General features: G+C 68.8%; 18 protein-coding genes. 11 read left to right on the forward strand and 7 right to left on the reverse strand.

The genetic code is table 11. The annotated features are described in order from the left end of the window. Positions 1–43: 43 nt before the first annotated feature. From OG395_RS52140 to OG395_RS52150, 3 genes are all read right to left on the reverse strand, one after another. A complete protein-coding gene (locus tag OG395_RS52140) occupies positions 44–670 on the reverse strand; it encodes an ABC transporter ATP-binding protein (protein WP_376344300.1) in 627 nt (208 codons plus the stop codon). 151 nt (positions 671–821) lie between these two features. Next, positions 822–2,201 (reverse strand): cellulose binding domain-containing protein, encoded by a 1,380-nt coding sequence (locus OG395_RS52145; RefSeq protein ID WP_327249130.1) that lies wholly within the window; start codon positions 2,199–2,201, stop codon positions 822–824. A 290-nt stretch (positions 2,202–2,491) separates the two neighbouring features. Then, positions 2,492–3,922, reverse strand: a complete 1,431-nt coding sequence (locus OG395_RS52150; RefSeq protein ID WP_327249131.1) for a glycosyltransferase — start codon at positions 3,920–3,922, stop codon at positions 2,492–2,494. Between the two features lie 1,450 nt (positions 3,923–5,372). On the opposite strand from OG395_RS52150, the gene frc reads away from it, so the two are divergent. The 4 genes from frc to OG395_RS52170 all read left to right on the forward strand — a co-directional run bounded on the left by frc (position 5,373) and on the right by OG395_RS52170 (position 10,984). Continuing rightward, a complete protein-coding gene (frc, locus tag OG395_RS52155) occupies positions 5,373–6,602 on the forward strand; it encodes a formyl-CoA transferase (protein WP_327249132.1) in 1,230 nt (409 codons plus the stop codon). Positions 6,603–7,848: 1,246 nt separating this feature from the next. Then, entirely contained in the window at positions 7,849–9,237 is a 1,389-nt protein-coding gene (locus tag OG395_RS52160) for an OFA family MFS transporter (RefSeq protein WP_327249133.1), read from the forward strand. Positions 9,238–9,430: 193 nt separating this feature from the next. Beyond that, complete coding sequence (locus OG395_RS52165; RefSeq protein ID WP_327249134.1) at positions 9,431–9,982, forward strand: beta-class carbonic anhydrase; 552 nt, start codon at positions 9,431–9,433, stop codon at positions 9,980–9,982. Between the two features lie 198 nt (positions 9,983–10,180). After that, complete coding sequence (locus OG395_RS52170) at positions 10,181–10,984, forward strand: acyl-CoA dehydrogenase family protein (RefSeq protein ID WP_327249135.1); 804 nt, start codon at positions 10,181–10,183, stop codon at positions 10,982–10,984. Here OG395_RS52170 and OG395_RS52175 read toward each other — a convergent pair. Continuing rightward, positions 10,945–11,631 (reverse strand): GntR family transcriptional regulator, encoded by a 687-nt coding sequence (locus OG395_RS52175; protein ID WP_327249136.1) that lies wholly within the window; start codon positions 11,629–11,631, stop codon positions 10,945–10,947. The genes OG395_RS52170 and OG395_RS52175 overlap by 40 nt on opposite strands. Before the next feature lie 426 nt (positions 11,632–12,057). On the opposite strand from OG395_RS52175, the gene OG395_RS52180 reads away from it, so the two are divergent. The 5 genes from OG395_RS52180 to OG395_RS52200 all read left to right on the forward strand — a co-directional run bounded on the left by OG395_RS52180 (position 12,058) and on the right by OG395_RS52200 (position 19,136). Continuing rightward, positions 12,058–12,588: a formate dehydrogenase subunit gamma gene (locus OG395_RS52180; RefSeq protein ID WP_327249137.1), complete on the forward strand. Its 531-nt coding sequence runs from the start codon at positions 12,058–12,060 to the stop codon at positions 12,586–12,588. Beyond that, positions 12,585–14,171, forward strand: a complete 1,587-nt coding sequence (locus OG395_RS52185) for a formate dehydrogenase beta subunit (protein WP_327249138.1) — start codon at positions 12,585–12,587, stop codon at positions 14,169–14,171. The genes OG395_RS52180 and OG395_RS52185 overlap by 4 nt, the downstream gene beginning before the upstream one ends. Further along, positions 14,168–16,990 carry a formate dehydrogenase subunit alpha gene (gene fdhF / locus OG395_RS52190; RefSeq protein WP_327249139.1) on the forward strand — a complete coding sequence of 941 codons (2,823 nt, stop codon included), beginning with the start codon at positions 14,168–14,170 and terminating at the stop codon, positions 16,988–16,990. Before OG395_RS52185 ends, fdhF begins: the two co-directional genes overlap by 4 nt. A gap of 5 nt (positions 16,991–16,995) precedes the next feature. Then, positions 16,996–17,208 carry a formate dehydrogenase subunit delta gene (locus tag OG395_RS52195; protein ID WP_327249140.1) on the forward strand — a complete coding sequence of 71 codons (213 nt, stop codon included), beginning with the start codon at positions 16,996–16,998 and terminating at the stop codon, positions 17,206–17,208. Positions 17,209–17,723: 515 nt separating this feature from the next. Further along, positions 17,724–19,136 (forward strand): OFA family MFS transporter, encoded by a 1,413-nt coding sequence (locus OG395_RS52200; RefSeq protein WP_327249141.1) that lies wholly within the window; start codon positions 17,724–17,726, stop codon positions 19,134–19,136. Positions 19,137–19,344: 208 nt separating this feature from the next. Here the strand turns inward: OG395_RS52200 and OG395_RS52205 are convergent, their stop codons facing one another. The 3 genes from OG395_RS52205 to OG395_RS52215 form a co-directional block, all read right to left on the reverse strand. After that, a complete protein-coding gene (locus tag OG395_RS52205; protein WP_327249142.1) occupies positions 19,345–20,043 on the reverse strand; it encodes a GntR family transcriptional regulator in 699 nt (232 codons plus the stop codon). 96 nt (positions 20,044–20,139) lie between these two features. After that, a complete protein-coding gene (pntB, locus tag OG395_RS52210) occupies positions 20,140–21,612 on the reverse strand; it encodes a Re/Si-specific NAD(P)(+) transhydrogenase subunit beta (RefSeq protein WP_327249143.1) in 1,473 nt (490 codons plus the stop codon). A gap of 6 nt (positions 21,613–21,618) precedes the next feature. Then, positions 21,619–23,163, reverse strand: coding sequence for a Re/Si-specific NAD(P)(+) transhydrogenase subunit alpha (locus OG395_RS52215; RefSeq protein ID WP_327249144.1), 1,545 nt, complete (start codon positions 23,161–23,163; stop codon positions 21,619–21,621). Between the two features lie 251 nt (positions 23,164–23,414). On the opposite strand from OG395_RS52215, the gene OG395_RS52220 reads away from it, so the two are divergent. Both OG395_RS52220 and OG395_RS52225 read left to right on the forward strand, forming a co-directional pair. Continuing rightward, positions 23,415–24,389 (forward strand): 2-dehydropantoate 2-reductase, encoded by a 975-nt coding sequence (locus OG395_RS52220; protein ID WP_327249145.1) that lies wholly within the window; start codon positions 23,415–23,417, stop codon positions 24,387–24,389. 165 nt (positions 24,390–24,554) lie between these two features. Beyond that, on the forward strand, positions 24,555–25,490 hold the full coding sequence (locus OG395_RS52225) for a LysR family transcriptional regulator (RefSeq protein ID WP_327249146.1): 936 nt from the start codon (positions 24,555–24,557) through the stop codon (positions 25,488–25,490). Positions 25,491–25,493 lie beyond the last annotated feature (3 nt).

Here is a 25,493-nt window from a genome sequence, read left to right on the forward strand (position 1 = left end):
GGTCAGGCTGCCGTCGGGTAGAGGAGGCAGTCCTCGGGGCGGATCAGCAGGTTGATCTCCTGGCCCGTGTGCCGGACCGGGCACTCGGCATGAATGTCGAGGCCGCCGATGGTCGGGTGGTAATCGAAGGGGCGCCGGTGTAGGAGCACTGTTCGATCTTCGCTCGGAGGACGTTGACGTGGTCATTTGCCACGTCCGCGCGGTCGGTGAGGGTGATGCGTTCGGAGCGCGGGCCGGCAGTCGCGCCCAGGCCCTCCCTGACCCCGTCCGCCCGCACCGCCTTCAAGTAGTGGCCGGTCGAGCCGAGTTCGACCCGGACGGTCCTGCCCTCGGCAGGAGCCTCGTCTATGCGGCCGTCCAGGAGGTTGCAGCGGCCTATGAACTCCGCCACCTCCGCGGTGGCCGGGGTCTCGTAGATCTCGGTGGGGGTGCCGACCTGCTGGAGGCGACCGTGCATGAAGACGGCGATGCGGTCCGACAGGGACATGGCCTCGATCTGGTCGTGGGTGACGTAGACCGTGGTGATACCGACGTCGCGCTGGAGGTCCTTGAGGCACATGCGGGCCTGGTCGCGCATCTTCGCGTCGAGGTTGGGAAGTGGCTCGTCGAGCAGGAGGACGCCGGGCGGGCAAACGATGCCGCGGGCAGACCAGGGCGAGGGCGGTGTCACGAAGCCACCGGGGCTGACGCGGCGGCACAGTCGGTGGATCGAGCGACTGCGCTCGGAGCCGGCCGCGGTCGGTCTTGCGCTCGCGGGCCGAGCCGGTTCCCGGATGGCACAGGACCTCGGAGTAACCCGACAGTCGCGCAATGCCACAAGCTCAGTGCTTGGGGACAGTGTTGACGTAATGGGTGCCGCTGTCGTAGAGGTCGTTCACAGCCTTCTGCACATCCGCCGGGGACTGGGCCCTGTCGGCGTTGTAGTAGAACCAGTTGACCCGCATGTCCCAGGCGCGCGGACCCGTGAAGGGGAGGTCCACGAACCAGGTGTTGAAGTTGATGGACATGCTCTGGCGTGGGAAGTATTTGCCGCCGCTGCTGAACAGCTTGTGGCCGTCCACCGAGTAGGTGGCCACGCCGTGCACGGCCGTGATCACCATGGTGTGCCAGCCCTGAAGACTGGAGACCAGTTTGTGTGTGACCCGGTCCCCGGCGTCGGCGCTGTACCAGCTCGTGGTGTCGAGTTTGGGACCCGGCGCACCCCAGCCCCCGTTCGGCATGTACTCGTTGTCGAGTTCGCTGTAGCGAGAGTTGTTGGGCGAGATCGTGTAGAAGGACTCGTTGACGTGGTCGCCGTTGCGCCCACTCGTGGGCTTGTCGTTGAAGTAGATGCGGGCGGCGTAGGTTCCCGTCAGGAAGTCGGTGCCGCTGCTCTGTACCTCGGCCTGCCTGGTGCTCGCCTTTGTCCCGTCGGTGCTGGCCCGCAGTTGCAGGACCTGGCCGCCCACAGCGGTCTTCTCGACCGGGAAACTGACGCCTGCGGCCGACCATGTGTCGTGGATCCCCGGACCGCCCGGGCTGGTACGGACCAGCCATCCGTGCGCGTGGAGCGCGGGATCGTCGGCGCCGCTGTAGTGGAAGTCGTCGAACACGATCCCGCGCGGGTGGGCAGGCCTCGGGCGGGGGACGGACGAGCCCCGTGCGGCCGCAGCTGCGCGGCCGGCGGGTTCGTCCCCCCAGACATGCGCACCGCGCAGGTATGCGGTCACCGTCCTCGACGCCTGAAAGGTGGTGTCAGCGGCATTGAACGAACGGTCGTCCAGCTGGTCCGGCTTCCTGCCGTCGGGGCGGTACAGCTGCAGTCCGATGGCTCCGCTCTTGGCACCGGGTGCCAGGCTACCCGCGCCCGTCGTGAAGCTGATCTGGAGGTAGCGGTCGGCGGTGGTGGTGGGATCGGCCAGCGCGACGGTCTCCCCGGCGATGTTCGAGCAGCCGACAGTGGCCTGGACGCAGTTGAACGCGTACGAGGAAGCCCCGTCTCCGGTGAAGTAGTAGCGAATCGCCACGTCTGACAGGAGCACCCTCTTTTTGGAGGTGTTGACAACTTCCAGCCATGGCTGGGCCACCGCGGCCGTGGCCGGGCTCCCGGCCTTGTACCGGACGGTGAGCTGCGGGGGCGCTTGATGCGCGGCACGCCACTCGGGATAGAGCGCGAGGCCACCGGCGGCCACGGCGATCACCAGGAGCAACGTCTTGAACACGGTCCACGCACGACGTCGAGGCCCGCGGTCATCAGGACGGACAGGGCGGATGGTAGGGCGGGCAGTGGCCACAAAAGCTCCCAGTGCGGGTGGAGGGGCGGTACCGGGACCGGCGCGGGTGACGGTGGCGGAGGCGGAGGCCGACGCCTTCCTCCGTGAGCGCGCCCGACTGAACGCTCAGGAAGGGAAGCGGCGGTACTCTCGGGCGCACCGCCGCAGCGGGTCGCAGGCTGCGTCGGATCCCGCATGGGCCGACCTTCGGACCGCCCCGACGCCGAACCCGGCGGCGCCTACTGGACGACCTGCGTCTGGGGGCCGGGAAAATCGAAGGCCGGCCGTGCGACCCCGTCGTCCGGGCTGTACGCGGGACCCCTCCGCGGGTTTGTGGTGCCGTCCCAAGCCTGGTGGGGGATTGCGGGGGACGCGGTCGGAGCGCCGCCGCGGCCCTCGGGAGCTTCGATGTCCGCGCCGACCTCGATCTTGGTGCGGGTGCCCCATTTGGTGCGGCGCAGGGTTGCCAGGGACCACAGGCGCAGCGGCAGCAGCAGCGTGATGTTGAGCAGCGCGTACAGCGGAGCGGCGAGGAACGTCAGCACGCGGTCGACGAGCCCGACCATGGCGGCGCCGCGCAGGTAGTGGATGGAGCGCACCCACGACATGACACACATGTAGCCGATGTAGCTGGCGAGCAGGGCCCAACCGGTCGGATGCAGCGCGATGGCCACGAGGGCCGTGAGCATGCCCGCGGTGAAGGCAACCCAGGTGACGAGCTCGATCAGATTGAGCCACCAGTACATACGGCGCAACCGGAACTTGGCGAAGAGCAGGAACCCCTCGCGGATGAAGGACTTGCCCCAGCGGATTTGCTGGCGGATGTAGTGCCCGAGACGTTCCGGGACGTCGGTGTACCCGACAGCGCACGGCTGGATGAGGGACTTGCCCTCGGTGAGGCAGTAGTACGTGAGGCGCCGGTCGTCACCGAAGGTCGCGGGGCGCCCGAGGAACCGCTGGTCGAGGAAGTCGTCGAGATACTTGCGGATGACCCACCCCCGGTACATCGCGAGGGAGCCGCAGGCGCACAGGACGGAACCGAGACGGGAGTAGGCGACCCGTTCGCCAAGGAAGGCGTTGACGTACCGCATGTCGATAAGGCGCGTGAGGAGGTTGGTGGCGCGGTTGTGGGCGAGGACCAACCCGGTGACGCAGTGGACACGGCGCTCCCCGAAGGGTTCGGCGAGTTCGGCGACGGCATTCTCGTCGAGCACCGTGTCGGAGTCGATGCACAGGTACGCGTCCGCGAGCGGGTCCTGCCGGAAGCCTGCGGCGAGTCCGTGGCGCTTGCCGCGGTTGTCGGGGAACCGGATGAAGCCGAGACGGATTCCGGCCCGGTCGAACTGCGGGCGCATCGCCCCGATGAGGGCGGCGGCGGACTGGTCGGCGGAGCAGTCGTCGATGACCGTCAAAGACTGAGGCGGCAGGGTCTGCGCGAGGATCGATTCCAGGCAGCGCCTCAGCATCGCCGGGGATTCGTTGTACACCGTGACGACCCCGTGAATGGCAAGCTGATGGGTCGTTTTCCTGAACGTGAGCCCGGGACCGCGGCGCCGGCGGATGGACAGGAGCAACTTGATACCCAGGAGAGAGCCGACGGCCACCCCGTACCAGTGCAATTGGCGCCAGGACGAGTAGATCTCGTCCCATGCGTGTATGAGGGTCTGCATGACGAGTGAGGACTCCCTGACATCGTCGATTTGCTCGTACTCGGATAAGTGTTGAACGTATGTGTGTCAAATGGGGATATTTTGTCTGAGACATGCGACACACGATGCCTCCGTGGCGCCCGCGAGCAGGCTTGGGCACGCCGCATTCCCGGACGCGGGGCGGTTATTCGAACCCCCTGGGAGCAGGATTTCATTGTGAATGCATAAGGCCTGCCGCCTTGGGCTTCGCGAGCTTGCGTCCCCTGTATCCGGTGTCCACCTACAGTGGGCCTGGCCGCCCTCGACGATTGCCGGGGCGCCGGACGGTGCGCCGCTCGTGTCCCAGATGTCGGACAGGGAGAGGCTGACCAGGCCGCGGGTGTCGTACTGGGTCGGATTGACGAGGCGGCCGCCGGGCGGGGGCTGGGTTTCCCGGGCGCCCAGCAGAGGGTGGTAGATGGTGTAGTGCGGCGCCGAGGGCACGCAGCCGGTTGGGCAGCCAGGCCTGGGTGTCGCGTCCGAGGCTGTCGTATGTGGTCCCGGTGATCTTCGTGATGGGGTCGGTGACTTTGATGGCCAACCAGAAGCTCCGCCAAGACGTAACTGACGGGGCTTCATTTTTCTGACGCTATCAACACTCCTTGTGGGAGATATCCCACGTCAACACTTCATGCGATCCAACGGTTACCCGCACCGCAGGGAAACCCGGAAGGGCGCCCGAGACCTCACCTGTGGAATGGCGAGTCCCCGAAGACGAATCGAAGCCGGCGTGATCGAAGTGTCCCGATTTGAGGATCAGAGCAGATCAACCCAAATTTTTTTGCAACCTTCGCCACGTATGCGGAGGCAATAACTGCGCTACCCCATGAAAGCCCGATGTAAATGTACGGCTCGCTTGCCCCCGGAAAAGGGAGTTGAAGTCCAGGGTGCAGTCGGAGGGTGTGGCCGCGCCGCGGCCGATGAGCCAGTATCCGGCACTCGCGGCGAGAACGCTGCGGGAGGCAAGGCGGCGGCGCGGGGGGCGAGTTGCTCGGGTGAGCCCCACGCCGCCGGCCTCCGTGGAAGAGGGGCAACCAGGGCGGTGGGTTCATCGTGTGCCGGACCCCAGAGCAGCGACGACAGATCGCTGCCGGCCGGGGAGGCGAAGTGGGTTCGGGGCTCGGTCGTCGTACCACGGCCAGGCTGGACCGGGTGAACTGGGTGGTGAGGTAGGCGAACAGTGCATTCACCGGGAGACTCCGGTGCGGTTCGACGGTTTCGCGCGGATCCCTGTACGGCCTCTGGACAACGACGCCCGTTGCGGCCACGATGATGGCGACTCCATACGGTATGCAATCTACAGTGTGGGGGTTGTGGCGTGATGACTGCCGTCGTCGCGCAGGGTGTGCGTGTGGGAGCCGGGCCCCCACACGACCGTGTTCCTCTCAGCCCGAACCCGACGACACGACCCATCAGCGAGGTGAGGACGGCCATGGCAAAGGCACTGGAAGGCATCCGAATTCTGGACATGACGCACGTGCAATCCGGGCCCTCGGCTACCCAACTTCTCGCGTGGCTCGGCGCGGACGTCATCAAGGTGGAGGCGCCGACCGGCGACATCACGCGCAAGCAGCTGCGCGACCTCCCGGACGTCGACTCCCTGTACTTCACGATGCTCAACTGCAACAAGCGGAGCATCACTCTCAACACCAAGACGGAGCGTGGCAAGGAGCTGCTGACCGAGTTGATCCGGCGCTCCGATGTGATGGTCGAGAACTTCGGGCCGGGCGCCGTCGACCGGATGGGGTTCACCTGGGAGCGCATTCAGGAGATCAACCCGAAGATCGTCTATGCGTCCATCAAGGGCTTCGGCGAGGGTCCGTACACCAACTTCAAGGCGTACGAGGTCGTCGCGCAGGCCATGGGCGGTTCGATGGCGACCACCGGGTTCGAGGGCGGGCCGCCGCTCGCCACCGGCGCGCAGATCGGCGACTCGGGGACCGGTATCCACGCCGTCGCCGGCATCCTGGCTGCCCTCTTCCAGCGGGAGAACACAGGGCATGGGCAGCGCGTCAACGTGGCCATGCAGCACGCCGTGCTCAATCTTTGCCGGGTGAAATTGCGGGATCAACAGCGGCTCGCGCACGGCCCGTTGGTCGAGTATCCGAACGAGGACTTCGGGGACGAGGTGCCGCGCTCCGGGAACGCCTCCGGCGGCGGGCAGCCCGGATGGGCCGTGAGGTGTGCTCCCGGCGGGCCCAACGACTACGTGTACGTGATCGTGCAGCCGGTCGGCTGGCAGCCGCTGAGCGAGCTGATCGGGCGGCCGGAGCTGGCCGAAGACCCCGAGTGGGCGACCCCGGAGGCGCGACTCCCGAAACTCGGCAAGATGTTCCAACTGATCGAGGAGTGGACCTCGACGCTCCCCAAGTGGGACGTCCTGCAGAAACTCAACGCCCACAACATTCCGTGCGGCCCGATCCTCTCCACCAAGGAGATCGTCGAGGATGCCTCGCTTGTCGCCAACGAGATGGTCGTCGAGGTGCCGCACCCGCAGCGCGGCTCGTTCGTCACCGTCGGATCGCCGCTCAAGCTCTCCGATTCCCCCGTCGACATCTCCAGCTCGCCGCTGCTCGGCGAGCACAATGAAGAGGTCTTTGTCGGGGAACTCGGTCTCAGCGACCAGGAGTTGGATCTGTTGCGGACCGGCGGGGTGATCTGATGCCGCTCGACCCGGCCGACGGCGTGTTCGTGCGTACGTGCTGTCGCGACGGCCGCCGCCATGGGCACGCCGGTCGGCGTCGGTCGCGCGCTGTGCACCGTGTCGTGTCTCGGATCCACGGGTGTCCGCACTGCGCCGTCCGTACCGCCCGTATGACCTCAGGCTGAGGCGTCGGCCCTCATCGTGCCCGTGGCGGCGGACGCCGTCCGCTGCCACGGCGCGGGTGCGAGGCCGGACGGTGTGTTCTCAGGCGCCCCCTGGCACCGTCCGGTCCGCCCACCCTGCGTCGTCCCACGTCGCAACGGCACAGTGGAACGGCAACGCAAAGCCATGAGCGTCACCGTGAGCGCCGTTGACGACCTGTCGCGCGATCGCACGAGCATGTGGTGCCCACCATCCGCGAGGTCGTCAACTTCCTTGGGTTGCACGGCAATGCGACATCGGCAGGCTCAGGGGCGGGATGCGCCCTGTGCGCGTCCACAGCAACGTGCGGAGAGAGGCCGCGCCATAGGGTGCTTCGGCCCCTCTTGACGCGCTCGGCACGGAGATCGGCTTCACGCCGCCGAGCCCGCGCGGACTCGACTCCGTGGATGTGATCCGGTCTCTGCGCGACGGGAGGCCAAGGCCTTCTGGTGGGGCATCTTCGTCCGAGCGGCCCCGGCCAAGCGACGTGCCTGAACAGGCCCTGCGGCGCTCCCGTCTGGCGGCCCGCTTCTCCATAACGGCCGGCGTGTCGTCCTCGGGACGTGTGGCACGACGGGGTGGAACGCCGGGCTCGCGGGTTCCGGCTCTTCGGCCGTCCGATGCCGCGCGGGTCGACGGCCGCGTGCCGCCCGGAGCCCTCTGCGCCGGTGTCGCCGGGCAGCGTTGCTGACCTGAGCAACATCCCGACGCCCAAAGGAGATCGGTCCGACGCGGCGTACGCGCACCTTCGCGTGACATCCGGGCGAGAAAGACGGAGTGCGGCCCCTAGACAGAGCGGCCACCCCTCTACAGAATACGGTCTACTCCATATCGTATGCAAAGTCCTCGCATGTGGAGTGGATCACTGTTCCCGTCGTCGTGGAGGGGGTTGCACATGTGGTGACACCAAGTCAGGACTCGTGAGCGCACGCGCGCTCCGGGCCGGCCCAGGGTGCAGGGAACCCAGCCGGCCGTGGGGCGGTGCGCGGGCGGGTGGTCCTGACGGCACATGAGAACCGGGCAGGGGGCGCTGACCAGGGTTCTGCGACGAAGGGGAAGCGGTATGACGACAACTGACATTCAGTCACACGTTACGTACAGGGAGGTGACGGACCGCAACGGCCGCACCTACCGGCTCGGTGAGACCGACCGGGACATCATGGGGAGACCGCGCTGGACCATGGTGCTCTTCCCGTGGATCGGCATGTTGGGCATCAGCTCGTCGGAGTACGCGTTCACCTCGGCCGAGGAGACGCTGCACGACGCGCACTTGTGGGCCAGTGGCCACATCTTCTGGCTGATGGGGGTCTGGATCTTCTTCCAGGCCGCCGTCGCCTTCCCGGCCGGGCAGCTCCGTGAGAGCGGGAGGCTGCCGGCCAGGAGCGCGATGCTGCTGGGAGCGCTGGGCACCCTGCTCGGCTACCTCTCGCTGGCGTACGCGCCTCATGTCATCGTCGCCTACTTCGGCTTCGGCATGTTCAGCGGTATCGGCGCCGGACTCGTCTACGCGACCTGCGTGAACATGGTCGGCAAGTGGTACCCGGAGCGCAAGGGCGGCAAGACCGGCATGGTCAACGGCGGTTTCGCCTATGGCTCGGTGCCGTTCGTGTTCCTCTTCACCTCGTACATGGATCTCTCCAACTACCAGGGTGTGCTCGTCTCCGTCGGGGTCATCTGCTGTGCGGCCGTCGCGGTCGCCGGCTGGTTCTTCAAGGACCCGCCGAAGAACTGGTGGCCGCCGCACGTCGACCCGCTGAAGGTCTCGGACGACCCGCGGATCGTGCGTTCGCTGGCCAAGAACCCGCCGGCGGTCAAGCAGTACACCCCGCGTGAGGCGGCCCGGACCCCGGTGCTGTGGATGATGTGGTTCTGCCTGCTCTGCACGGCGGGGATCAACATCTTCGGTATCGCCATGCAGGTGCCGTTCGGCAAGGAGATGGGGTTCGCCGGCGGCATCGTGGCCACGGCCATGTCACTCAAGGCGATCGTGAACGGGACCGGCCGCGGTGTCATCGGCTGGATCTCCGACCGGTACGGACGCCGCAACACGCTGATCATCGTCTGTCTGGTCCTGGGATCCGCGCAGTTCGGGGTCTTCTTCTCCGGGGACATCGGCTCGATGCCGTTCTTCCTGTTCTGCTCGATGGTCTCCGGCTTCGGTGGCGGCGCCATCTTCCCGCTGTTCGCGGCGATGACCGCGGACTACTTCGGTGAGAACAACAACGCCTCCAACTACGGAATGGTCTACAGCTCGAAGCTGATCTCCGGCCTGGTCGGCTCCGGGGTCGGCGCCCTCGTGGTCGGTGCCTGGGGCTACGGCGGCGCCTTCGCCCTGGCAGGCAGCATCGGTCTCGCCTCCGCGGTGCTCGCCGTGTTCCTGCGAGCGCCGGGCCGACCGAAGCAGGAGGTCGTCCCCACGGCCACAGGCGTGGTCGCGAAGGAGGCGCTCTGAGCAGGAGGTGAGGGTTCGGACCCGCCGAGCGCGGGGCGGAGCCGGGGTGTCCCCGCGCGGCGCCCCCGCACCGGGCGGCCCACACTCCTGACGACCACTTCCGATCTCCCTTCTGTCGCCCCGGTTCGCCGGGGCGACACCGTTCTGCCCGGCTCCGTTCTGTCCGAGCATCGACCCTGAGAGGCGACCGAGCATGTTGACATCGACACCTTCCGGTGCATGCCCGTCCACCGGTTCCCCTGGCCAGGTATCGGCCATCGACTTCCTGGTGCGGGCCAACCGCGCCTACGCCGACGCGTTTCGCGACCCCGGAATGGATGCCCGTCCCGTCCTAGGAGTGGCGGTCGTGGCCTGCATGGACGCACGAATCGACCTGCACGCCGCGCTCGGCCTCGAGCTGGGGGACTGTCACACCATCCGCAATGCCGGTGGAGTGGTCACCGACGACACCATCCGCTCCCTCACCATCAGTCAGCGCGCCCTGAACACCCGAAGCGTCGTCCTCATCCACCACACGGGGTGCGGCCTGCAGTCGCTGACCGAGGAGTTCCGGTACGAGCTGGAGCGGGAGGTCGGCCAGCGGCCGGCCTGGGCAGTGGAGTCGTTCCGGGACGTCGACCAGGACGTACGGCAGTCGATGCGGCGGGTGCATACGTCGCCGTTCCTGCCGCACACCGACGACGTGAGGGGCTTTGTCTTCGATGTGGCGTCGGGGCTGCTGAGGGAGATCTCGGACCTCGACTGAGCGTCCCCGCATCCCCGCGACTTCACGGCTTACGAAGGGGAGTTGGGTGGTCGTGGCCGTCCGACACATGGCGCCGCGGACGGCAATGGCATACTGTATGCAATGCAAACAGTGCCTCGGTGATCCGCGATCCGCGGCCGAGGTCATCGGGACCGCCCGCCCGGGGCGGATTGGACATCGCACCTGAGGGGGCGCCCCGTGTCGTATCCCAGCGCACTGCATGACGTCCTGGACCGCGTCATCGTTCCGGTCGGCGAACTGGCACGCCAGGAAGGGAAGTTCCCGCGCGCGGCGGTCACGGCCCTCGGCCGTGCCGGGCTCCTCGGGCTGACCTGCTCGGCCGAGCCGGCAGGTCGCGGAGCCGACTTGGCGCGAGCGGCCGAGGTGGTCGCCCAGGTCCTGCCCGTGTGTCCGGCCATGGCCGCCGTGCTCCAGTCCCACTACGCGGCGGCCGCGGTGGTCGAGGCGTCCGGCGGCCGGTGGCTGCGGGGTGAGGTGGCGGCCGGCCGCCACCTGTGCACCCTCGCGGTGGTGGAGGACGGCGCCGGGGGAGCGGTGCGCTCGACCGCGCGGCGTACGGGAGGCGTGGTGGCGCTGCGGGCACGCAAGCGTGATGTGGTCGCCGCAGGTGAGGCGGACAGTTATGTCTGGTCGTCGCCACCTGTCGCCTCGGACGGTGGCCTGACGCTCTGGGGCGTGCCGGCCCACGCTCCAGGCCTGTTCGTTCCGGCGCGCGCCACCGGGGTGCCGCTTGCCAGCGCCACGTCCACGGTGGTCGCCGACCCGGTGCGCGTCCCGGTCGAGGCGGTGCTGGGAGCGGACGGCGAGGGTTTCGAGATTCTGCTCGGCGCCGTGCTGCCATGGTTGCTCGAACTGTGCGCCGTCGTCGGGGCCGACGCGGTGCACCCCTCGCTGGGCGCGCTGGCGCGATCCGCTTCCGGAGCCGCGCGCACCGGCGACGGTCAGGCGTTCGCGGCCTCCTCCGCGATGGCTTTGCGGTAGGTGCGGGTGCGCTCGGTGTGCTTGCGCATGATCTCGCCGGCCCGCTCCGGGTCTCCCTTCGCGATGGCCTCGATGAGGCGGGCGTGCTCGTTCCAGGAGCCCTTGGAACGGGAGTTGGCGATCGGGGTGTAGTACCAGCGGACCTTGCGCCCCACCTGTGTGATCAGCTCGGCGAGCACGTCGTTGCCGCCCACGGATGTGATGTAGGTGTGCAGGGCCGTGTTCGCTGCGACCAGGCGGTCGGTCGTACTCTCCGCCAGTGCGTCCACGCCCTCCTGCTGGAGCTGCCACAGGCGCTCGATGTGCTCGGGCTTGGCGTGCTGCGCCGCAAGTTGTGCGGAGTAGGTCTCCAGCACCGTACGGACGTCGAGGAGTTGGGTTGCCTCCTCCTGCGTGGGGGTGTGCACGAACGCCCCCTGGGCGGGCCTGAGGTCGACCCAGCCGTCCGTGTGCAGGCGCTGCAGCGCCTCGCGCACGGGCTGCCTGCTCACCCCCAACTGCTCGGCGAGGTCGGATTCGACCAGGTGCTGGCCCGATTTGAGGGTGCCGCAGATGATCAGCTCTGCCAGGGCATCGGACACCGCCTGGCGCAGCGGCGTCGGGCGGGCGACGCGTCGAGCGGAGCCAGCAGTCAGGCCTTGGCGCATGGTTCTCCTGTTCCGCCCCCGAGCTCACCGAGTCGGTGGCTGTGCCGGCCGTTTCCCCCGGGCGGACCGCGCGGCGGTCCATTCAGGATACAGGTTTTCGTATGCAGTGTGATGTCCCGCGACGCTTTTGCGTGATGCCTCGCCGGGGCGGAGCGCGGCCGCGCTCCGGATCAACGCAGTGTGCCAGCAGCAGGGTTGACCGTTGCGTCGGAGTGGATCGACAAGCGACTCCATGTAGGATCCTGTATGCAAAAAGCTTGTATGCACCTGGGTTGCATGCTTCGCTAGGACTGTTTCGCCCCTTGCGCTGTGCGCGCGAGGGGAGGTCGAGGTGCCCCTGTGAACGCGAACCGTGGTGCTCGGACCGGACCCCCAGGTGCCCGTGCCCGTACCCCTTCCACGGCCCTGACGAAAGGCCGCACGACCATGAAGATCCGGACCAGTGATCCGACGGTGGAGCAGGTGGTGAGGAGGATCGCCGCCGCCCATCGCGAGCTGCGTGGCGCTCTGCTGCCGATCCTCCACGCCGTGCAGGCCGAACTGGGGCATGTGCCCAAGGAGGCCGTACCGGTGCTCGCCGACGAGCTCAACCTCTCCCGGGCCGACGTGCACGGAGTGGTGAGCTTCTACCACGACTTCCGCTCCGAGCCCGCGGGCCACCGTACCGTCCGCATCTGCCGCGCCGAGGCCTGCCAGGCCCAGGGTGCGGGGTATCTCGTGGAGTACGTACGGCAGATGGGGCTCACCCTGGGCCGGACCGCCGAGGACGGTTCGGTCACCGTCGAGCAGGTCTTCTGCCTCGGAAACTGCGCCCTCGGCCCCGCCGTCGAGGTGGACGGACGTCTGCACGGCCGGGTGGACACGGAGCGGCTCGGCGCGCTGCTCCACGGAACCGACCAGACGCGGCGCGACGGCGTCGGCGCCACGCCCGACGAAAGTGAGGCACCCCGGTCATGACCCAGCATCCCGCACAGCCCCATGTGCGGATCTACGTCCCCCGCGACTCGGCAGCCCGGTCCGTGGGTGCCGACGAGGTGGCCGCCACAATCCAACAGGCCGCCGACAGTGCCGACGTGGCCATCGATCTCGTACGCACCGGATCGCGCGGCATGCTCTGGCTCGAACCGCTCGTCGAGGTCGCCACCGAGCACGGGCGTATCGGCTACGGTCCGGTGACCCCCGACGACGTTCCCGCACTGCTCGCCGCCGGCCTGCTGGACGGCGACGAGCACCCCCTGCGCCTCGGCCCGGTGGACGAACTGCCGTGGCTGGCCCGGCAGAACCGGGTCACCTTCGCGCGCGTCGGCGTCATCGATCCGCTCGACGCCGACGACTATCTGCGCCACGGCGGTCTCACAGGGCTGCGGACCGCGCTGAAGCTCACGCCCGCCGACGTGGTCGCCGAGGTGACCGACTCGGGTCTGCGTGGGCGCGGCGGGGCGGGCTTCCCCGCAGGCATCAAATGGAAGACCGTCCTCGACTGCCCGGGCGAGCTGAAGTTCATCTGCTGCAACGCCGACGAGGGCGACAGCGGAACCTTCGCCGACCGCATGCTCATGGAGGGCGACCCGTTCCTGCTCATCGAGGGCATGACGATCGCCGCGCATGCCGTCGGCGCCCGCGAGGGCTACCTCTACATCCGCTCCGAGTACCCGGACGCGGTCGCCACGATGCGCGCCGCCATCGACACCGCCCGCGAGCGCGGCTGGCTCGGCACCTCGATCCTCGGCACGCCGCTCGACTTCGATCTGCATGTGCGGGTCGGCGCGGGCGCGTACATCTGCGGCGAGGAGACCTCCATGCTGGAGAGCCTGGAGGGCAAGCGCGGCATGGTCCGCGCGAAGCCGCCGATCCCCGCGATCGAGGGCCTGTTCGGCAAGCCGACCGTCGTCAACAACGTCCTGACGCTTGGCACCGTCCCCGTCGTCCTCGCCCAGGGCGCCAAGGCGTACCAGGAGCTCGGCGTGGACCGCTCCCGCGGCACCCAGGTGTTCCAGCTCGGCGGCAACATCGCCCGCGGCGGCATCGTCGAAACCGCCTTCGGAATCACGCTGCGCGAACTCATCGAGGAGTACGGCGGTGGCACGCGGTCGGGCCGGCCGGTGCGCACCGCGCAGGTCGGCGGGCCGCTCGGCGCCTACCTGCCGCCGTCCTCGTTCGACCTGCCGATGGACTACGAGGCGTTCGCCGCAGCCGGGGCGATGGTCGGGCACGGGGGCATCGTGGTCTTCGACGACACCGTCGACATGGCCGCCCAGGCGCGCTTCGCCATGGAGTTCTGCGCGGCCGAGTCCTGCGGCAAGTGCACCCCGTGCCGGGTTGGTTCAGTGCGCGGCGTCGAGGTGATCGACAAGATTGTGGCGGGGGAGCAGAGGGACGAGAACCTGGCACTCCTCGATGACCTGTGCGAGCTGATGACCGAAGGCTCGCTGTGTGCGATGGGCGGACTGACCCCGCTGCCCGTGCGCAGCGCCCTTACTCACTTCGCGGACGACTTCCTCGGGGAAACCGCCGACACGAGGACGGAGCGTACGGCATGACACTGCTCAAGGAACCCGATCACGGCACCCCGGAGCGACCGGGGGAGGCCACGGTGGCGCTCGAGGTGGACGGCATACCGGTGAGCGTGCCGGAGGGCACCTCGGTGATGCGTGCCGCCTCGCTCGCCGGCGTCGACATCCCCAAATTGTGTGCCACCGACTCCCTGGAGGCCTTCGGCTCCTGCCGGCTGTGCGTGGTCGAGATCGACGGCCGGCGCGGTACGCCCGCCTCCTGCACCACTCCGTGCGCCGACGGTATGCAGGTGCGCACCCAGACACCCAAGGTGGAGAAGCTGCGCCAGGGCGTCATGGAGCTCTACATCTCCGACCACCCGCTGGACTGTCTGACCTGCCCCGCCAACGGCGACTGCGAACTGCAGGACATGGCGGGCGTCGTCGGACTGCGCCAGGTGCGCTACGGCTACGAGGGGGAGAACCACCTCGACGCCGAGAAGGACACCAGCAACCCCTACTTCGACTTCGACGCGTCCAAGTGCATCGCCTGTTCCCGCTGCGTCCGCGCCTGCGGCGATATCCAGGGCACATTCGCCCTGACCATCGAGGGACGCGGCTTCGACTCCAAGGTGGCGGCGGGCGCGGGGGAGTCCTTCATGGACTCCGAGTGCGTCTCCTGCGGAGCCTGCGTGCAGGCGTGCCCGACGTCCACACTCCAGGAGAAGTCGGTCGTCGACCTCGGCATGCCCACCCGCTCGGTCCTCACCACCTGTGCGTACTGCGGCGTCGGCTGCTCCTTCAAGGCCGAACTGCGCGGCGACGAACTCGTCCGCATGGTGCCGTACAAGGACGGCGGCGCCAACGAGGGCCACGCGTGCGTCAAGGGCCGCTTCGCCTTCGGCTACGCCACGCACCCCGACCGCGTCCTCAAGCCCATGGTGCGGGAGAAGATCACGGACCCGTGGCGCGAGGTCGAGTGGGACGAGGCCATCGCCACCGTCGCGCGCCGGATGCGGTCTCTGCAGGACACGTACGGGACGGGCGCGGTCGGCGCGATCACCTCCTCGCGGTGCACGAACGAGGAGGTGTACGTCGTCCAGAAGATGGTCCGCGCCGCGTTCGGCAACAACAACGTCGACACCTGTGCGCGCGTCTGCCACTCGCCCACCGGATACGGGCTCAAGCAGACCTTCGGTGAATCCGCGGGAACCCAGGACTTCCGCTCGGTCGCCGAGGCCGACGTCATCATGGTGATCGGCGCCAACCCCACCGACGGACACCCGGTGTTCGCCTCCCGGATGAAGCGCCGGCTCCGCGAGGGCGCCCGCCTCATCGTGATCGACCCGCGTCGCATCGACCTCGTACGCTCGCCGCACATCGAGGCCGACCACCATCTGCAACTGCGACCGAGCACCAACGTGGCCGTGGTCAACGCCATGGCGCACGTGGTGGTCACCGAGGCGCTCGTCGACCGGAGCTTCGTGGCCGAGCGGTGCGAGGGCTACGAGGAGTGGGCCGCGTTCGTGGCCCGCCCCGAGAACAGCCCCGAGGCCGTCGAGCCGGTCACCGGGGTCCCGGCCGACGAACTGCGCGCGGCCGCCCGGCTGTACGCGGGCGCACCCAACGGGGCGATCTACTACGGTCTGGGCGTCACCGAGCACAGCCAGGGCTCGACCATGGTCATGGGGATGGCCAACCTTGCGATGGCGTGCGGGAATATCGGCCGCGACGGTGTGGGCGTCAATCCGCTGCGCGGCCAGAACAACGTCCAGGGCTCCTGCGACATGGGCTCCTTCCCGCACGAACTGCCCGGATACCGGCATGTCTCCGACGACGCGGTGCGCACCGTGTTCGAAGACCTGTGGGGCACCGCCCTGCTGTCCGAGCCGGGGCTTCGCATCCCCAACATGTTCGACGCGGCCATCGACGGCTCCTTCCGTGGCCTGTTCGTGCACGGCGAGGACATCGCGCAGTCCGACCCGAACCTGAAGCACGTCACCGCGGCCCTGGAGGCGATGGAACTCGTCGTCGTCCAGGACCTGTTCCTCAACGAGACCGCCAAGTTCGCGCATGTGTTCCTGCCTGGGGCGTCGTTCCTGGAGAAGGACGGCACCTTCACCAACGCGGAGCGCCGGATCAACCGGGTGCGCGCGGTGATGGCGCCGAAGGCGGGCAAGCACGAGTGGCAGATCGTCACCGAGATCGCCACGGCCATGGGGTATCCGATGGCGTACGACCACCCGAGCCAGATCATGGACGAGATCGCCGCGGTCACCCCGACCTTCGAGGGCGTCTCCTTCACGCTGCTCGACAAGGTGGGCAGCGTCCAGTGGCCGTGCAACGCCGAGGCGCCCGAGGGCACGCCCATCATGCACATCGACGAATTCGTCCGCGGCAAGGGCAAGTTCGTCGTCACCTCGTACGTGCCGACCAATGAGCGCTCCACCCGCCGCTTCCCGCTGGTACTCACCACCGGGCGCATCCTCAGCCAGTACAACGTCGGGGCGCAGACGCGCCGTACAGGCAACGTCGCCTGGCACCCCGAGGACGTACTGGAACTGCACCCGCACGACGCGGAGGACCGCGGGATCACCGACGGTGACCTGGTCACCCTGGCCAGCCGGGTCGGCCGCACCACGCTGCGGGCCCTGGTCTCCGACCGGATGCCGACCGGCGTCGTCTACACGACCTTCCACCACCCGGTCACCGGCGCCAACGTGGTGACTACGGAAAACTCCGACTGGGCGACCAACTGCCCGGAGTACAAGGTGACGGCCGTCCAGGTCGCCCTGGCGCCGCGGGGGCACGAAGGGGCCACGCCGGCCGCCGAGGCCCCCGTGGGCGCCCTGACGGCGGGAGACTGACAAACATGGCCGCCACCGAGCCGTCCGAGTGCCGCATGGCCAATGACATCGCCTTGAACCTTGCCCACCTGCCCCCGGCGCAGGCGGCCACCGAACTGGCCGGACACATCGGCAGGTTCTGGGACCCGCGGATGCGCACCAGGCTGCGCGCGCTGGTGGACTCCGACGCGCCGGGCGTGCACCCGCTGGTCGTCGAGGCGGTGAAGCTGCTGCGCTGACGGTGGAGTCGAGGGCGTGGCCCGCTGCGGTGTGACGCAGCGGGCCATGTCTCGTGCAGCCCCGCGGGGGAGCCCCCACGGGGTCCTTCGGCATGCCCGGATACGGTCGTTCCGCTCGACTGCGGTGCGTAATTGCACTGCGCCCAGAAGTAGTTGGGTAATGCAGTGGTCAAGCTTCATGTCGCCCCACTGGACACACGATTTCAGTTCTCCATACCGTATGCAATCGCCGGTCGGGCTCCCTGCGCCCTGATCGGCAGGTCAGTTGTCTGCCATACCTCGCCGCGGTTCCGAACCCGCCGCGCCGAGGCCGAACCATCAGGTCACCGCCTGCACGCCCGGCGGGCTCCGGGATGCCGCCCCGGACCCGTGACGCGCCGACGGCGTACCCCCTACCCGCGCCTGGCGACAGCCCGGGCGCGCACCGTGGAGGGGAGTCGCTTTCACCCACCGCACGAAGAGCAAGGCCCCAGGGGGCGCACGCCAGGCTCTTTTTCAGGCAAGGGAAGGCACACATGTCAGCAGCACCGCAGGCGACTTCCTCCTCGTACCGAGAGGTCACCGATACCAACGGGCGCGTCTACCGCGTCGGGGAGAGCGACCGCTCCATCCTGGGCAGGCCCCGGGCGTGGATGGTCTGGCTCCCGTGGATCGCGATGATGGGCGTCAGCGTCTACGAGTACGGCTACAGCTCGGCGGAGTCGACCCTCGAGCACGCCCATGGCTGGACCCTCACCGAGGCCTTCTGGATCGCCAGCATCTGGGCGGTCTTCCAGGCGGGCGTCGCCTTTCCCGCGGGCAGGCTCCGGGAGACCGGAAGGCTCTCCGCCAAAACGGGCATGCTCCTTGGAGCCGTACTGTCCGGCCTCGGCTTCCTCTCCATCGCCCACGTCTCGAACCCAATCGTGGTGATACTCGGCTACTCGGTGCTCGGTGGCGCCGGCTCCGGACTCGTCTACGCGACCTGCATCAACATGGTCGGCAAGTGGTATCCGGACAACAAGGGCGCGCGGACCGGCTTTGTCAACGGCGGATTCGCCTACGGCACACTGCCGTTGATCTTCGTTTTCAGCTACTGGTTCCACGCCGACAACTACCGGCTGGTCCTGGACCTGATCGCCCTGGGCATGGTCCTCCTCGTAGGCGCCTGCGGCTTCTTCTTCCGCGACCCGCCCAAGAGCTGGTGGCCGCACGACGTGGACCCGCTCAACCGCGGTGGCGGCGAGGACGCCGAGCGGGTGGCGCGCAGGCTGCGCAAAAACCCGTCGGCCAAGGGGCAGTTCACCCCGATGCAGGCGATCAGGACCGGGCAGCTGCCGCTGATGTGGTTCGCCCTGGTCTGCATCGGCGGCGTCTCGCTCTTCGGCATCAACTTCCAGGTCCCCTTCGCCAAGAGCCTCGGTTTCGGGCCGCTGATCGCCGCCTCTTCGGCGGGAGTGCTGGCCGTGGTCAACGGTGTGGGCCGGGCCGCCGTGGGGTGGCTGTCGGACACCCTGGGCCGCCGGCAGACCTTGACGCTGGTCCTCGTGATCGCGGGCGTCGCGCAGTTCGGCGTGCTGTGGTCGGGGCAGGCCCACAACGAGCCGCTGTTCCTGATTTTCGCCTTTGTCAACGGCTTCGGCGGCGGCGCCTTCTACCCGCTGTTCGCGGCACTGGTCCCGGACTACTTCGGGGAGAACAACAACGCCACCAACTACGGCCTCGTCTACAGCGCCAAGCTGGTCGGCGGTGTCGGCGGCGGCGGCTTGGCCGCTTCGGTGATCAGCGCCTGGGGCTACTCGGGCGGCTACTACCTGGCAGGCGGCATCGCCTTCCTGTCCGCTCTGATCACCCTGTTGCTGCGCCAGCCCGGCCGACCCGCGGACCAGGAGCGGCCCGCCGTGCAGGCAGTCGCCGACAGCCGCGGGATCACCAGTGCGGCGAACTGAGTGAACGCCCGGGTGCAACTTTGCGCCCGGGCCCGCAGATCGTGCGCGGGTGCTGACAGAGCGTTGGGCGGCGGCGGCAGTCGTCCGGCGGGGCGCCCGTGGCACAGGCCGGGCCGGACGGTGGGGTGCGCTCCCTGCTCCGTCCGGCCCGGGCCCATTGGTGTGTCAGGTGCCGCAGCTGAGGTGAGGCTGGCTGGAGTCTCCGCGGTCACGCCCCGGCTCGGGGTGCCGCGGTCAGCTGCCGGCAGTAGAAGTCGGTGGTCGTCTGGGTGTGATGCTGCATCAGTTCCTCGGCCCGGTCGGCGTCACCGGCCGCGATGCGGTCGATGATGGCGGCGTGCTCGTTCCACGCGTCCTTGCCGCGTGGCCGGGCGATGGGCATGTAGTACCAGCGCACCCGGCGGTCGACCTGCCGGATCAGCTCGGCGAGGACGGGGTTGCGTGCGAGCTCGGTGATGAAGCCGTGCAGCGCCGCGTTCGCCTCGACGATGCCGCGGGCGTCGTCCGCGGAGAGCGCAGCTATTCCGGCGGCCTGCAGTTCCCACAGGCGCGTGATGTCCGGACCGGTCGCGTACTGTGCGGCGCCGCGAGCCGAGTGGGTCTCCAGGACGGCGCGGACGCTGAGGAGCTGGGTGGCCTCCTCGACGGTCGGGCTGTGCACGAATGCGCCCTGTGCGGGGCGCAGCTCCACCCATCCGTCGGCCTGGAGGCGCAGGAGTGCCTCGCGCACCGGTTGTCGGCTCACGCCGAGGTCCTCGGCGAGTTCGGCCTCGATCAGATGCCGGCCCGGGTGGAGTACGCCCCCCACGATCAGCTCGATCAGGACGTCGTAGACGGCCTGGCGCAGTGGAGCGGGCCTGTTGACGGGTGTCGTCACGGTGGCTGGGAAAGAGCGTGGCTCGCGCATGGGCTCCCTGGTGGTGACGGACTGCGGGGAGGTGCTGGTGATGGAGCGGGAGGAATCACGTACAGCATATAGGCTTCTGTATGCAATCTGTGTGTGTCAGGCGGGTGCGGGCTGCTCCGCCGGCCGACGTCCGGAGCCCGTTGCCGAGCCCGGGTCACTCGCCGCCAGTTCGCGCAGGATCGCTTCCACGCTCTGCTTGGCGTCGCCGAAGAGCATGCTGCTGTTCTCCCGGAAGAACAGCGGATTCTGGACACCTGCGTACCCGGAGGCCATGGACCGCTTGAACACGACCACGTGCTCCGCCTCCCACACCCGCAGCACCGGCATCCCGGCGATGGGGCTGGTCGGATCGTCCATCGCCGCCGGGTTGACGGTGTCGTTGGCGCCGATGACCAGGACCACCGAGGTGTCGGCGAAGTCGTCGTTGATCTCGTCCATCTCCAGGACGACGTCGTACGGTACGCGGGCTTCGGCAAGGAGTACGTTCATATGCCCCGGCAGTCGCCCCGCCACGGGATGCACGCCGAAGCGCACGGTCACGCCGCGCTCCCGCAGACGGCGCGTCAGCTCCGCCACCGGGTGCTGCGCCTGGGCGACCGCCATGCCGTACCCCGGGGTGATGATCACCTGCGTGGCGCCCGCCAGTGCGCTTGCGGTGTCCTCGGCGCTGATCTCCCGGTGCTCGCCCTGCTCCTGCCCGCCGCTGGGTGCGGCCTCGACGCCGAAGCCACCCGCGATGACGGAGAGGAAGGACCGGTTCATCGCCCGGCACATGATGTACGACAGGTAGGCGCCCGAGGAGCCGACCAGCGCCCCGGTCACGATGAGCAGGTTGTTGTCCAGCAGGAAACCGGCCGCCGCGGCGGCCCACCCCGAATAGCTGTTGAGCATCGAAACCACGACAGGCATGTCGCCGCCACCGATGGAGGCGACCAGATGCCAGCCCAGGACGAGCGCGAGCACGGTGACGGCGATCATCAGGGCGAGGTTCGGGCTGACGGTGAACCAGACGGTCAGGGCCACGAAAGCGAACAGGGCGCCGACGTTGAGCAGGTTCTTGCCGGGCAAGGTCAGTGGCCGGGACTTGATGCGCGCCGACAGTTTCAGGAACGCGATCACGGAACCTGTGAAGGTGACCGCGCCGATGAAGATGCCGATGAACACCTCGGCGTGATGGATCCGCAGGAGTGACCCGGCCAGCTCGGTGGAGCCCGGGCGCTGTGCCTCGACCTCCAAGTAGCTGTTCCAGCCGATCAGTACGGCGGCCAGCCCGACGAGGCTGTGCAGCACGGCGATCAGCTCGGGCATCTGGGTCATCTCGACCCGGCGGGCCCGCCACAGACCGATCGCGCCACCGATCGTGCCCGCGACGGCGATCAGCGCGATCGACCCGCCGGAGATGGAGCGCCCTGCGACGACGACGGTGGCGACGAGCGCAAGCGCCATTCCCGCGACGCCGTAAGCCACCCCCGCCCGGGCGGTGTGGTGCCGGGAGAGCCCCGCCAGGCTGAAGACGAACAGCAGCGCGGCGACGATGTCGGCGGCCTGGGCCGCCGTGGATGCGTTCATCGAACATCAGCCTTTCGAGAACATGCCGAGCATGCGACGGGTGACGGCGAACCCACCGAAGATGTTCACGGTGGTGAGCAAGATGGCCAGGAAAGCCAGCACACTGATGGCCAGGGGCGGGTGGCCGATCTGGAGCAGCGCCCCGACCACCACGATCCCTGAGATCGCATTGGTCACCGACATCAGCGGGGTGTGCAGCGCGTGGTGGACCTTACCGATCACGTAGTAGCCGATGACCACAGCAAGGGCGAACACTGTGAAGTTGGAGGCGAGTTGGGCGGGCGAGACGGCGATGAGCGCGAACAGGGCGAGCATCCCGAGCCCGATCAGTCCGTAGCGGCCCGCCGGTGACAGGCGCCGCGGCGGCGCCGGATCGAGCGGTGGTGCCGGCGGGGCCGGGGTCGTCGCGGGCGCAGCCGAGACTGCGACGGGGGGCGGCGGCCACAGCGTCTTGCCGTCGCGCACCACGGTCACCGCCCGCTGTACGACGTCCTCGAGGTCGATGGTCAGCTGCCCGTCCCGGCCCGGGGTGAGCAGCTTCAGCAGGTTCACCAGGTTCGTACCGTACAGCTGTGAGGCCTGGGCGGGCAGGCGGCCCGCGAGGTCGGTGTAGCCGATGATGGTGACGCCGTTCTCGGTGACGATCGCCCGATCGCTCACCGTCCCTTCGACGTTCCCGCCCTGCGCCGCCGCCATGTCGACGATGACGCTGCCCGGTTTCATCGAGGCCACTTGATCGGCCGTGATCAGCCGTGGCGCCGGGCGCCCCGGGATCAGGGCCGTCGTGATGATGATGTCGACATCCCTGGCCTGCTCGGAGTAGATCTCGGCGGCGCGCAGGTCGTACGCCTCGGAGGTGGCTCGCGCGTATCCGTCGCCGGCCGACTCCTGTTCGACCTCGACGGGCAGGAACTCGCCGCCGAGTGACCGTACTTGGTCCGCGACCTCGCCGCGCGGGTCGGTGGCCCGGACCACCGCGCCGAGGCTCCCTGCGGCACCGATGGCCGCGAGGCCGGCCACTCCGGCGCCGGCCACCAGCACCTTTGCGGGCGGCACTTTGCCCGCTGCGGTGACTTGTCCGGTGAAGAACCGTCCGAAGGCGTGGGCCGCCTCGATGACCGCCCGGTAGCCGGCGATGTTGGCCATTGAACTGAGCACGTCCAGGGACTGGGCCCGCGAGATGCGGGGCACGGCGTCCATGGACAACGCGGTCAGCCGCCTGCTCGCGAGCTGGGTGAGGAGTTCGGCGTGTTGCGCGGGGGCGAGCAGGCCGACGATCGTCGCCCCGTCCCGCAGCCGTCGCACCTCGTCGTGGGACGGCGCGTTGACCTTGAGAACGACATCGGCGTGCCAGGCGTCGTCGAGGCGCGCGCCCGCCTTGACGTACGACGCGTCGGTGAAGCCCGATGCGGTCCCGGCGCCGGTCTCGACGACGATTTCGTAGCCGAGCCCGATCAGGCGGCGGACGGTGTCCGGGGTGGCCGCCACTCTGGTCTCCCCGGAGGTCGACTCGGCGACCACGCCTATGCGTTGTGGTGGTGACGTAGACATTGCTCTCCATTTCTCAGGGGCCATGCGGGTCCGTCGGTGCGCGCGGAGCGTCAGGAGCGGAGGAAACGGGGCACCGGACAGGAGGCGCGCAGCATATTGTGTGCAGTTCGCTCGATGCCAGGGTGAATCCGGGCGGGTGGTCGGGGGCATCGCGGCCGTATCGGTTCGGGTTCGATGGGTATACATCGGACTCGCAGACTGCATACAGTATTCAATCACATCACTCGCCCTTCCTCCCGAGAGGAGATGCCGTGAAGATTGCTGTCCTCGGAGCCGGCGCGATCGGAGCCTTCGTAGGAGCGGCCCTGCACCGGGGTGGCGCCGATGTCCACCTGATCGCCCGCGGTCCGCACCTGCAGGCCATCCGCGAGCGCGGGGTCAGGGTCATCAGCCCGCGCGGGGACTTCGTCGCCGACCCGCACGCCACCGACGACCCCACCGAGATCGGACCCGTGGACTTCGTGTTCCTCGGGCTGAAGGCACACTCCTATCCGTCCAGCGGCCCGCTGATCGAACCGCTCCTCGGCGAGCACACCGCCGTCGTCGCCGGGCAGAACGGCATCCCGTGGTGGTACTTCCACCGTCTCGCCGGCCCCTACGAGGGTCGCCGGATCGAGGCGGTGGACCCGGGCGGTGCGACCAGCAAGGTCCTCGCGCCGGAGCGGGCCGTGGGCTGCGTGGTCTACCCCGCCACCGTCATCGAGTCCCCCGGCGTGATCCGCCACCTCGAAGGCACCCGCTTCTCCATCGGTGAACCCGGCGGCGGGATTTCGGCGCGGTGCACCGCGCTGAGCGAGGCGATGATCGCGGGTGGACTGAAGTGCCCCGTGGAGCCGAACCTGCGGGACGACATCTGGATCAAGCTGATGGGTAACGTCGCGTTCAACCCGATCAGTGCGCTCACCCGGGCCACGATGGTCGAGATCTGCCAACATCCGCCGACGCGACGCCTGGTGGCCCAGCTCATGGAGGAGACGCTGGACATCGCCGCCCGGGTCGGCAGCACACCGGACATCTCCATCGAGAAACGGCTGAGGGGTGCGGAGGGGGTCGGCGACCACAAGACGTCGATGCTCCAGGACCTGGAGGCGGGCAAGCAGTTGGAACTCGACGCCATCGTGACCGCGGTGGTGGAGATGGCCGATATCACGGGTGCCGAGGCACCCAGGCTCCGAGCGGTCCACGCGGCCACGGACCTGCTGGCGCGCCGCACCGACACGGGATGAGAGCCGGCCCGGCTCCCGCAATGACGCTGGGGGAGCCGGGCTTCGGTGTGGGCGAGGCGCCGCCCGGGCCGCCGGGTAAGCTCGGGCAGCGCAGCCACCGCAGGCGTGTTCGACCTGGTCGGGGCGGAGACGTATGGGGTGCGGGGGACGAAGTAGGAGGCGAGCATGCTCTTCCGTCAGCTGGAGTACTTCGTGGCGGTGGCCCGGGAGAGGCACTTCGCGCGGGCCGCGGACGCCTGCTTCGTCTCGCAGCCCGCACTGTCTGTGTCGATCGCCAAACTGGAGCGCGAGCTCAACGTCACACTGATCAATCGCGGCCACAATTACCAGGGTCTGACGCCCGAAGGAGAGCGTCTGGTTGTCTGGGCCAAGCGGATCCTCGCCGAGCAGGAGGCGTTCAAGGCCGAGGTGGCTGCGGTCCAGTCGGGCATCACCGGGACGCTGCGACTGGGCGCGGAGCCCACGGCCTCGACGACGCTCGCGCTGCCGGTGACGGCGTTCTGCACCGCGCACCCGCTGGCCAAGGTCCAGGTGCGGTCCCGTCTGTCCACCACGGAACTCATTCGGCAGCTCCGCGCCTTCGAACTCGATGCGGCCATCGCCCACTTCGGCCCCGAGGACCGGGACGGGCTGCAGGTGACGCCGCTTTACGAGGAGCGGTACATGCTGCTCGCCGCGGCCGATCAGCTGCTGCCCCAGTCCGACACCCTGACCTGGGCCGAGGCGTCCCAGCTGCCGCTTGCGCTGCTCACCCCCGACATGCGGATCCGTCAGGTCATCGACGCCGCGTTCACCCGCAGCGGAGTGACCGTCATCCCGCAGGTGGAGACCGACTCCGTGGCCACCCTGTACGCGAACGTGGGCGCGGGCGCCTGCACCAGCATCGTGCCGCACACCTGGCTGCGGGCCCTGCCCGTCACCGGCCGTATGCGCGTGCTGCGGCTTGTCGAGCCGGACGCGCGGGCGCTCATCTCGGTCGCGATCCACGACGCGACGCCGGGCTCGCTCGCGGCCCGCGCGTTCATCACGGCGGCGGCCTCACTGCGCCTGGACGAGTTCTTCGACCGGCCGGTGCCCGTGCCCGAACCCCTGGTCCGCTGAGCC

The sequence above is a fragment of the Streptomyces sp. NBC_01320 genome (assembly GCF_035974375.1).
GTDB lineage: Bacteria > Actinomycetota > Actinomycetes > Streptomycetales > Streptomycetaceae > Streptomyces > Streptomyces yanii.